The sequence below is a fragment of the Streptomyces sp. NPDC019937 genome (assembly GCF_040631655.1).
Classification (GTDB): Bacteria; Actinomycetota; Actinomycetes; order Streptomycetales; family Streptomycetaceae; genus Streptomyces.
In genome coordinates this window covers 197,138-208,510 of sequence record NZ_JBEYAL010000015.1, presented here as the reverse complement: position 1 = coordinate 208,510, position 11,373 = coordinate 197,138, and the positions used below count along the sequence as shown (strand labels likewise).

At 70.1% G+C, this 11,373-nt stretch carries 4 protein-coding genes; all 4 read right to left on the bottom strand.

Annotated features, from left to right (window positions below):
* Positions 1 to 4,110 (bottom strand): beta-ketoacyl synthase N-terminal-like domain-containing protein (locus tag ABZ562_RS17745; RefSeq protein ID WP_361479840.1); only part of this gene is annotated, 4,110 nt, incomplete at its 3' end.
* A 425-nt stretch (positions 4,111 to 4,535) separates the two neighbouring features.
* Positions 4,536 to 7,262: a LuxR C-terminal-related transcriptional regulator gene (locus ABZ562_RS17740; RefSeq protein WP_361479838.1), complete on the bottom strand. Its 2,727-nt coding sequence runs from the start codon at positions 7,260 to 7,262 to the stop codon at positions 4,536 to 4,538.
* 80 nt (positions 7,263 to 7,342) lie between these two features.
* Entirely contained in the window at positions 7,343 to 8,017 is a 675-nt protein-coding gene (locus ABZ562_RS17735; RefSeq protein ID WP_361479835.1) for a LuxR C-terminal-related transcriptional regulator, read from the bottom strand.
* Between the two features lie 551 nt (positions 8,018 to 8,568).
* Positions 8,569 to 11,370 (bottom strand): LuxR family transcriptional regulator, encoded by a 2,802-nt coding sequence (locus ABZ562_RS17730; RefSeq protein ID WP_361479832.1) that lies wholly within the window; start codon positions 11,368 to 11,370, stop codon positions 8,569 to 8,571.
* Between the last annotated feature and the right edge of the window lie 3 nt (positions 11,371 to 11,373).

Genomic DNA, 11,373 nt, shown 5'->3' with positions numbered 1-11,373 from the left:
CGCCAACGCACGCGACAACACCGCCCCCGACACAGCACCGTCACCAAGATCCAGCAACGTGATCCGATCCGGATGCTCCGACTGCGCCGACCGCACCAAACCCCACACCGACGCCACCGCCAGGTCACCGACAGCACCACGTGCCACCACGACCAGACGAGACCCCGCGAACCGCTCTTCCTCCAGCCACCCCTGAATGAATCCCAGGGCCTGCACCGCGGAAGCGTGGACGGAATCCACCACGCCCTCACCACGGTCCTCCGCCCCCACGACAGCCAACACCACATCCGGCACCGGGGCCTCAACCACAGCCAACGCGGCCAGATCCGCGCACCCCACCACCGAGATCCCCGCATCCCGCAGCCCGCCGCTCAGACCGCCGTCCGGGCCGACCACCGCAACCACCGACGGCCCGGCGTCCGTCCCCTCAGCCACCGGAGCCCACTCCACCCGGAACAACGAATCCCGGCCAACCGTCCGGCCATCACCGTCCGCCAGCTCATCAGCAGCAAGAGGACGCGTGACCAACGACGCGACGGACGCCACAGGACGACCCACCACATCCGCGACCGCGATGGAAACCGCCCCTCGCTCGCCGTACGACAGCCGCGCCCGCACCGTCGTCGCCCCGGAGGCGAACAACGACACACCCTCCCAAGCGAACGGCACGCCACCATCCGCTTCTCCATCGGTCAACACCGCGGCGTGCAGCACTGCGTCCAGCAGCGCGGGATGCACCCCGAACCCACTGACATCGGCGCCCTCGTCCAAAGCCACCTCGACGAAGAGCTCCGCGCCCAGCCGCCACACCGCCCGCAACCCCTGGAACACCGGGCCGTACTCGAACCCGGACTCGGCCCGGTTCTCATAAAAACCGTCCAGCTCGACCGGCTCGGCGCCCACCGGCGGCCACACCGCGGCATCGAACCCAACGCCGGGCAGCTCCTCCGCCGCAGCAAGGACTCCCGTGGCGTGCTGGACCCACGGCAGCTCGTCGGAGCCATCCGGCCGGGAAAAGACCTTCACCGAACGGCGACCGGAGTCGTCGGGGGCACCGACGAACACCTGGATCTGCACCGCGCCCCGCTCCGGCAACACCAGAGGCGCGGCAAGCGTCAGCTCCTCGACACGGTCACGCCCGACCTCATCGCCGGCCCGGATCGCCAGCTCCACGAACGCCGTTCCCGGCACCAGAACCCGGCCCATCACCACGTGATCGGCCAGCCACGGATGCGAATCCGCCGACAGGCGACCGGCGAACACCACACCGTCCGAGTCGGCCAACGACACCGCCGCACCCAGCAGCGGATGCTCAGCCGAGGCCAGGCCGGCAGCCCGTACGTCCCCCATCCCGGCCGGAGCGGTGGGCCAGAACCGCTGCCGCTGAAACGCGTACGTAGGCAACGCGACTCGCTGGGCTCCCGTGCCCGCGAAGAACGCCCGCCAGTCCACGGCCACACCGGTCACGTGGAGCCGCACCAGCGCCGCGACGGCAGCCGCCTCCTCCGGGCGGTCCTTACGCAGCACCGGCACCACCACGGCCTCGTCGGGCGCCGATTCCCGGGTCAGCGCCGACAGCACGCCGTCCGGGCCCAGCTCCACGAAGGTCCGTACGCCCTCGGCGCACAGCGCCTGGACGCCATCGGCGAACCGTACGGTCTCCCGCACATGCCGCACCCAGTACTCCGGCGAACACAGTTCGCCGACCGCGGCCACCGCACCCGTGAGATTCGATACCACGGGAACAGCCGGGTCGTGGAACTCCAGACCGGCCACCACAGCGCGGAAGTCCTCGACCATCGGCTCCATCAGCGCCGAATGGAACGCGTGCGAGACCCGCAGCCGGCTCGACTTCCGCCCCTGCTCCGCCAGCCGTGCGACCGTCTCGGCGACGGCGTCCTCGGCCCCGGCGAGCACGACCGACGACGGCCCGTTCACCGCCGCGATCGACACCCGGTCGGCCAACAGTGGCACGACCTCGTCCTCGGTGGCCCGCACCGCCACCATCGCCCCGCCGGAGGGCAGCTCCTGCATCAGTCGAGCCCGCGCCGCCACCAATCGGCACGCGTCCTCGAGCGACAGCACGCCCGCGACGTGGGCGGCGGTTACCTCGCCGATCGAGTGCCCGCCCACGAAGTCCGGTGTCACGCCCCACGACTCGACGAGCCGGAACAGCGCCACCTCGACCGCGAACAGCGCGGGCTGCGCAACACCGGTCCGATGGAGCGCCTCGGCGTCGTCGCCCCACATCGCCTCTCGTACGGGGCGATCGAGGTGGGTGTCCAGTTCCGCGAGTGCCGTGTCCAGAGCCTCGGCGAAGACCGGGAAGCGGGCGTACAGCTCCCGTCCCATGCCGATACGCTGCGCGCCCTGGCCACTGAACAGGAACGCCGACTTGCCGGCGCCCCGCTCCGCTCCCCACTCGGCGCCGTGGACGAGCCCGGGCGCCGACTGGTCCGTGGCCAGAGCGGTCAGCCCGGCGATGATCTCGTCGCGGTCGGATGCGACGAATGCCGCTCGGTGCGCGAACGCCGACCGGGAGGTGGCCAGGGAGAAGGCGGTGTCGAGGACGCCGTGTCCGGCGTCGGCCTCGTTCGCGACATCGACATCCGTGGCGGCGTCGGCGCCCAAGGAGGACAGCAGCCGTGCGGCCTGTGCCCGCAGGGCGTCGCGCGTACGTCCGGACAGCACCACCGGCACCGCGTTCGGAAGGACGGTCGGCGCCACCGCCCGTGCCGCCTCCGTTTCCGTCTGCGAGTCCGGTGCCTGTTCGATGATCACGTGCGCGTTGGTGCCGCTGATGCCGAATGACGAGACGGCCGCCCGACGCGGTTCTCCCGTCCCCGGCCATGCGACGTTCTCGGTGGCCAGGCGCACCGCGCCCTGGGTCCAGTCCACGTGGGAGGACGGAGTGTCCACGTGCAGGGTGCGCGGTACGGTGCCGTGCCGCATCGCCATGACCATCTTGATCACACCGGCGACACCTGCGGCCGCCTGGGTGTGGCTGAGGTTCGACTTGATGGAGCCCAGCAGCAGCGGACGGTTCTCGTCGCGGTTCCGGCCGTACGTCGCCAGCAGTGCCTGCGCCTCGACCGGATCGCCCAGGGTCGTGGCCGTACCGTGTGCTTCGACGGCGTCGATCTGGTCGGCCGACAAGCGGGCGTTGATCAGTGCCTGCTGGATCACCCGCTGCTGGGACGGGCCGTTGGGTGCGGTCAGGCCGTTGGAAGCGCCATCCTGGTTGACCGCGCTGCCGCGAACCACCGCCAGGACGGGGTGCCCGTTGCGCTCGGCGTCGGACAGTCGTTCCAGCACCAGTACGCCGACGCCCTCGGCCCAACCGGTGCCGTCGGCGGATTCGGCGAACGACCGGCACAGCCCGTCGGGGGACAGTCCACCCTGGCGGCTGAACTCGACGAAGGTCGACGGGCTGGACATGACGGTCACACCACCGGCCAGGGCCAGCGAGCACTCCCCCGCCCGCAGTGCCTGGTCGGCCAGGTGCAAGGCGACGAGGGATGACGAACAGGCCGTGTCCACGGTCAGCGCCGGGCCGGTCAGGCCGAAGGTGTAGGCGATCCGGCCGGACAGCACGCTGCCCGTGTTTCCGGTGAGCTGGAAGCCGTGTGCGCCTTCGGCCGCGCCGACCTGGTAGTCCTGGGCCATGGCTCCCATGAACACACCGGTCTCGCTGCCCCGGAGGGCTGTCGGCTCCACGCCGGCCTGCTCGATGGCCTCCCAGGCCGACTCCAGCAGCACGCGCTGCTGCGGGTCCATGGCGACCGCCTCGCGGGGCGAGATGCCGAAGAAGTCCGCGTCGAAATCGGTCGCATCGTAGAGGAAGCCGCCGGATGTGGTGGACGAGGAGGCGAGCGCTTCGGTGTCCCAGCCACGGTCGGTGGGAAAGGCCCCGATGCCGTGTTTGCCGTCGGCGACCAAGCGCCACAGGTCCTCCGGATTCGACACCCCGCCCGGGTAACGGCAGGACATGCCGATGATCGCGATCGGCTCCTGGGCCGACGCCTCCAACTCGTGCACCCGCTGCCGGGTCTGCCGCAGGTCGGCGGTAGCCCGCTTCAGGTAGTCCCTGAGCCTCTGTTCGTTGTCCATCTCAACTCATCTCGACAGCGGCTGACCGCAGCCCGAAACAGCGATGGCAGCGGACAAGAGGTGGTCGGTGTGCGGGTCCTACCGCTCGGTGGAGCCTCAGGGCTTCCGCACGGCGGCAGGTCGGGCGGTAGGACGACCGGGGCGCGGTCGTCCGTACGGGGGCTCCCGAAGGTTCACCGGCGGGCCCGGTCCCGGCTGGGCCGAGTCGCGGTACCCGGCCGCCTCGCTGCGGGCGGCTTGTCCAACCCTCTTGCTCCAGCTGACATGCGAGGAGTCTCGTGCGGGGGTGACGGGAAAAACCTTAGTAACTGCCGGGACCAGCACCGGCGTCGTGTCCGGGGAGGGGATGGGAACGGTCGGCGGCCGTGCCCGCCGCGGAGTCCGGTGCCGGCCCGGCTATGCGGTTGCGGGCCGGCAGCGCTGCCTCAGACGGCCATGCCGTTCTCGTTCTCCCGGCCGATGGGAGGAACTATCTCCATGAGCTGAGTGCGGCCCGCGACACCGAGCTTGCGGTACACCTTCGTCAGGTGTTTCTCCACCGCGCGCAGGCTGATCCGGAGCTCGGTGGCGATGTTCTGGTTGCTCTTCCCGGCCGCCACCAGCAAGGCGATCCGGCGCTCGCTCGGAGTGAGCGCCACGTCGACCGCAGCCGTCCGCCGGCTGTCCGGCCGATCGCCCGCGCGGTCGGTCTCGGGGGACTGCGGCATCTGCTCGTTCCGGGCGAGGTGCTCGGCGGTGGTGGCATGGCTGGGGGCGAACAACTGGACTCCGAGCAGCAGCTGTGCCTTGACCATCGCCATCCGGTCGGGGGAGGCATTGAGGCCGTCCACCGCGCGCAGCGCCAGCTCGATGCCCTTCTCGCCTTTGGTGACGTCGGCCCAGACGCGCAACGTACGGCCGACCACGCTGGGGGCGCCCCACACCACCGCCTGTTCGTACTCGCGGGCGATGAGGTCGTGCGCGAGGTCCTGGCGGCCGAGCCGGTATTGCAGCTGCGCGGCCCACGAGCGCCAGGGCAACACGGCGGGATTCGTCCAGCCCATGAGTTCGTGTTCGCGCCCGGCTTCAAGTATGTGGTCCAGCGCGACGGCGGTGTCACCGGCAAGCAACGCGAGCATCCCGTCGACCACGTGGCCGAGCCAGCGGGCGAGCAGTGCGTTGTCCTGTGCGCGATACCGGGCGAGTGCGTCGCCCGCCGCAGCGGGCGGGTCTCCGCCCGCGATGACCAGCGCCAGTGCCTCGCAGCAGCGTCCCGTCACCGGGGTGAATTCGGCGTCGGCGCGTTCCAGCGTACGTGCGGCCATGAGTGCCGCGTCCGTGTGCCGGCCACGTCGCGCCAAAGCGAATGCCCGTTCCGCGTCGGCGATCAGAGTGTCCGGCTTCCCCCCGCCATTGGCCTTGAGGGTCGCCATGGCCATCGAGGCGAGCCAGATGTCGACTTGGTCGAACAGGTCGGCTGCGAGCATGGCCCGTACCGCCAACGGCACAGCCGTGCGCAGATCCTCCGCGGTCGGCGGCTCGGCGAGCACCACGTGGCGGGCCAGCGCGGCCACCGCGCCGGAGTCCTTTCCGGCGAGCATACCGGCGTAGGAGAGCACGGCGGCCCGGTCCCGGGCGGGGGCGCTGCGTACGTCCCGGGGGGTACCTTCGAGCCGGAAGGCGCGGACCGTCTCCGTGAACCACCGGACGTGTCCGAGGTGCGTGACGCGCAGGCGCGCGTCGAGTGCGAGCGCGGTCTCGCGAGCCGAGCCCTCCAGCAGCGCGGGGTCACCCAGCCCGGCGGCCGCATCGGCTAGTTGGGTGGTGAGTCCGGAGGGCGGCAGCTCGCAGGCCAGTACGGGGATCCTGACGAGCTCGCGGGCCCGGCGTGCCGGTGTCGCCAGCCCCGGCAGCGCCTGCACCAGGCGACGCAACGAACTGACGGGGTCAGAGGCCAGCTCTGCTCCGGCCAGGTCCACGAGCAGTTCGGCGCGGCCGCCGCTGTGATGGGGGGAGCCGAGCAGCGCCCGCAGCAGGTACTTCCGTGCGAGATCGGGGTTTTTGTTCGCCAATGCCGTGCGCGCGGCCTCCCGCAGCACCTCGATCTGCCAGCCGCCGGGCGGGTCACCCGCGGCCAGCACATGCCCGGCCACCTCTTCGGGGGGCCTGCCCGCCGCGTGCAGGACCTGCGCGGCCCTGGCGTGCCAGGGCATGGCGGCCGTGTCGAGGGAGTGCGCGACGGCCTCGCCGATGGCGTCGTGAGCAAAGCGGGGTACGGGGCCGGAGTCGAGCAGTCCCACCGATTTCAGCGCGCCGAGGGCGGCCGTGCCGTCCTCGGCGGTGAGTTCCGCCATGGTGAACAGCAGCCCGCTGTCGGTCCGCGGACCGACGACCGCGAGCGCTGTGGCGATCTCGCGTTCTGCCTGGGGCAGTTCGGCCAGGGCGCGCACGGCCTGTGTGCCGATCGCGGCGGGGCGCAGCGCCCGTACATCGTCCGGCCGGGGAGGCCACCGGGTTCGGCGGAGCTCCTGCAGCAGGGCGGTGAGGAACAGCGGCCTGCCGCCGGAAACCTCGGCGCAGGCCCGAATGAGCGCGCTCTCCGGCTCACCGAGGAATTCTCCGGCCATGGCGGATATTCCGTCCGGTGACAGTGACCGGAGGGCCACGCGTTCCGTGGCGGCGGCGAGGAATTCCTTCAGTGGCGGCGAATGCGCCGCCGAATCGGCCGAATGCGGCGCCACGGCCACGATCACGACCGGCGCGCCGGCGAGTTTCTCACCGATCAGCGCCAGCCAGCGCAGGGAGTTGGCGTCGACCCAGCGCAGGTCGTCGATGAGTAACAGCACCGGCACGGCGTCAGCCAGGCCGAGCAGTACGTCGCGCAGGCGGAGCGCCTCGCTCTCCTCGGTGGCGCCGTCCGGCGGGGAGGCGCCCGGACGCAAGCCGTGGAGCACACGCCGGGCGACTCCGAACGGCACGTCACTTTCGGAGCGGGCACCCTCGGCCCGCAGGACGAGCGCCTCGGACGGTGACGTCCGCCTGGCGAGTTCGCCCAGCAGCGCCGAGCGTCCGGACCCGAACGGGCCCGATACGGTCACGAGCGCACCCCGCCCGTCCCGGGCGCCATCGAGGAACCGCTGGATGACGGCGAGTTCCCGCGTACGTTCAAGCAACACAGTCCCGTCCTGTTCGGTCAGCACAGTCCGTCCTGTTGGTTCTCTGGTGTACCGGTCCGGCACCGCGGGCGGAAGAATCAGGAGGAGACGTATTCCGGGCGCACGCGCGGCGGCCACTGCCCCACGGCGAAGACGCCCATGGAGTAGCCCTTCGAGATCAGCGCGGGCCGGTTGGTGACCTTGAGCTTCCGCAACAGGGAGGCGACGTGGTATTCGACACCGCCACGGCTGAGGAACAGCTTCGCCGCCAGTTGCACCGTCGACTCGCCCGCGGCCACGCCCTCGAGGATGCGGGCGTGCACCGGGCTGAACAGCTTCCGGCGGCCGGTGACCATCTGCGGGCCGGTCTCGGATTCCTGCGGTTGCACCAACACCATGATCGTGCCGACCCTGCCCGCACTCCCGCGCACCGCGATACCGGTCATCTCGCCCAGGAAGACCGACTCCTCGGCACCCATCGCGACGATCTGATCGGCGAAGCGCGGATTCTGACCATCGGCCAGGCGAATAAATTCGTTCTTCATTTTGCCCTGCACACTGGGGTGCAGAAAATCGCAAATATTACGCCCACGCACATGCCCAGAACCGCACCCGAACTGTTGGGCGAACAAGCGATTTGCCTCTAGGACGCGAAATTCTAGGTCGAGATTCGCTATACACATCCCAGACTGCTCGAACAGGGACAAGTAAATTTCGCGATACTGCTCCGAGCACCGATCCTGTGTTTCAGCGGAGATAATCTCTTTGGACACGAGGCCAGAGTTACTCACAAGATTTCGGCCATTTCTCTCAGGTCGCATGGGTCGATTATCCGGAAGCGACTTAATCCCCGTGTTCGACCCCCGTCGAGCGCTTCCCGGATAAGTCATCGTCCATACGCAAAAGAAAAAAGTCAAGCGTTTTGAGTTGACTGGAAGTTAATTCGCTTAAGACTGCGGCCCCCGCACCACACGGTTCGGTACGGCACGGTTCGGTATGACGACACCATCCCTGACCTGCAAAGATGTGACCTGCGTCACTCAGAGTGGGCGAAGTTTCACACTTCAACAACGAGGCGAACCCAACGCGACCGCCCACCTGACCAGGCGCGTTCCAACATGCGATCGGGGATCCACGGGGTCATCGCGTCACCAGCATCCGTTATTCACCTACACGCAACACCCAGAAACAACCGGAGGATTACACGAGAAGCCACCTCGCACCGAAAATAACACCTGTAAACGGACAAAACGAGGGCTACCCTCAAGCGAGCAGGTCCGGATTCAAAGCCACGTGCCGGAGCAATTCTTCCGCCACACAGCACTCATTCGCCATGGCCATGAACTCCGAGTGCCTCGACGAGCGCGGAGCGTCCCGCGATACCCAGCTTGCGGTAGGAGTTGGTGAGATGCTTCTCCACCGCGCGTCTGCTGATCTCCAGTTCGGCAGCGATCTCCTGGTTGCTGCGACCACGCGCGGCGAATTCGGCCACCGTGGCCTCACCACGGGTCAGTACGGACCTGACGACCGGAGCCGAGGTGGACGTGACGCCTCTGACCAACCCGCCGCCATGCTCCCCCACGCTGAATGTCTGCGACTGCTCGACCAGCCGGCGACCCCGGACGAGCAACTGATCGCCCTCCGCCGGCGCGGCACTCTGCAAGCGCTTCCCGAGGGTGACCAGGGTCCGAGAGAGTTCGAGCGGGCTCTCCGCGTCGTGCAGCACGTCCACCGCCTGCCGCAGCAGCTCGATCCCCTTCGGGCCATCGGTCACGGCACCCCATGTGTGCAGCGCGCGGCCGAGCGCGGTCGGCGCGCCCCACGCCAGCGCGCGCCGGTGGTTCTCCTCGGCCAGCTCGATCGCCTCTTCGGGCCGCCCCAGCCGGTGGTGCAGCAGCGCGGCCGAGACCTGCCACATCGACACCGCCGACCCGACCCATCCGGCCCGGTCGAGCACGCGGCCGCAGTCGAGGAACTGCGCCAGCGCCGCGGGCAGGTCCTCACGGGCCGCCGCCAGCCTGCCCCTCAGACACCGCCGCATCATGAACATCCGCAGGTCCGTGTCCGATCCGGCGATCTCCAGTACCCGTTCGGCCAGCGTGTCGTCTTGCAGCTCAAGCGCGAGCGTGCCGACCGCGATGGCCGGCACCAGCATCGTTTCCGGCTTGTCCCGGTCCGCCAGCTCCAGCCCGCGCAGCGCACATTCCCGAGCCACGACGATGTCCCCGCGGCCGAGCAGGACGAGGCCGCGCTGCGCCTCGATCAGGGCGGCGAGCGCCGGCTTGGTCTGCCGCTGGGCGTGGGCCAGCGCGGCATCGAGCCAGGACGAGGCGATATCCCCGGCATCGGCGACGAGCAGCATCCACGGCAGGATCTGAAGGGCCGCGCTCATCGGCGCGGAGTGAGTCGGTTCGTGGTCGAGGACCTGCTGGGCCATTCGCACGATGTTCCGGGTGCCGACCTGCCCGTTCAGCGTCGCGGCCCGCATCAGTACCACGCACAGTTCACGTTCCGCGCCACTGCCCAGTGCGGCGTCACCACGGAGTTCCGCCAGCCGGTCGCCGGCCGACGCCAGCGCTTCGGGATCCTGGATCGCCGCATAGCGCGAGCGCGCCTCCAGTCGAAGGGCGACCTCCCTGTCGTAACCGCGCAGCGTGCCGGGATCATCGAACCGGGCAGAGACCTCACGGACGAGGTCGGCGAGCCGCCGGTCGCAGCCCGCCATGTGCAGCGGGGTCCGGGACACCACCTCGGCGCGCCTGCGGTGATCCGGCATCAGGCGCGCGGCCTGTTCGATGTGGCGGACCGCCGAGGCCGGATCGGTGTCCCATTCGACGGCGGCCAGCTCGACCAGCAGATCGGCCCGCTCGCGGCCGGCCATGGGCAGATCCAGCAGCGCCCGGCGCAGGTAGCGGGCGGCCGCGTCCGGGGCGCCCCGCCTGCGTGCGGCCACCGCCGCGGCTCTGAGCTGGTCGACCTCCCAAGCGTCGCGCACCGTGTCAACGTGCAGCAGCTGCACGGCGATCTCCTCCGGCCCGGCTCCGTACTCGTCCAGCAAAGCCGCCGCGGCCTGGTGCAGGCGCGAGCTCTCCTCCGCTCCCAGCGATTCCGTGATAACGCGGGTCAGCACGGGGTCGTGCACCGCGAGCCGGCCGGATCCGCTGAGCAGCCGGGCCTTCCACAGCACCGACCGTGCGGCGGCACACTCGTCCCGGCTCAGCCCGCTCAGCCGTACGACCAGGTCTTCGGTGGCCTGGTCCGCCAGCACCACCAGCGCCTTCGCGAAGGCGTGGACGACACGGTCGCGCCGCAGCAGGCGCAGCAGCCTCTCCCGCCGGAACGACTCACCGAGTTCGCGTACGCGTTCCACTTCCACCGCGCTGCCGCGCAGCCGCTGCGCCTGAGCGCGGTCGAGCAGCACACGGAGCTCCTTCGGGCTGCCGCTGGTGAGGTCGTGGCAAGCGGCGGCGAACTCGCTGTCGGATCCAGCGCCGAACCGGTCCACCATCAGCCGAGCCGTCGCCTGCTCGGAAAGCGCTTCCGCGCGCAGTCGGTAGGTCGCCGCGTCCGCGATCTCCCGGACGAGCGGGTCACGCGAGCTCCCGCCGTCCTGCAGCACCACGCCGATGAGCACCCGCATGCCGCCCAGTCGCGCGGCCAGGAAGGCCAGCGCGCGCAGCGATGCCTCGTCCACCCAGTGCAGGTCGTCGACCGCGACAACCACCGTGCGGGCGGCGCTGAGACCGGTGAGTGCCGTGTGCAGGCCGTGCAGCACGGAGGCGAGCGTATCGATGCCGAGCTCGTCGCCCGGGCTCCTGCCGACCGCACCGGACAGCACGCCGAGCATCGCCCGGGACGCCTCGGGGACCAGGTGATCCCGCGCTGCGAGCAGGGGCAACACCAGTTCGCGTACGACTCCGAGCGGGAACTGACGCTCGCTCTGCGCACCGCCGGAGCGCAGCACGTGCGCGCCGGCGTCCTCGCCGAGCCGCACCAGCTCGCGCAGTAGCGCCGTCGTGCCGGCTCCGGCCTCACCGTCGATCAGCAACAGTGCGCCCTCACCGGACTCCACCTCGAATACGGCCTTGCGCAGGACCGTCAGTTCGGGTTCGCGCTCCAGCAGCATGAA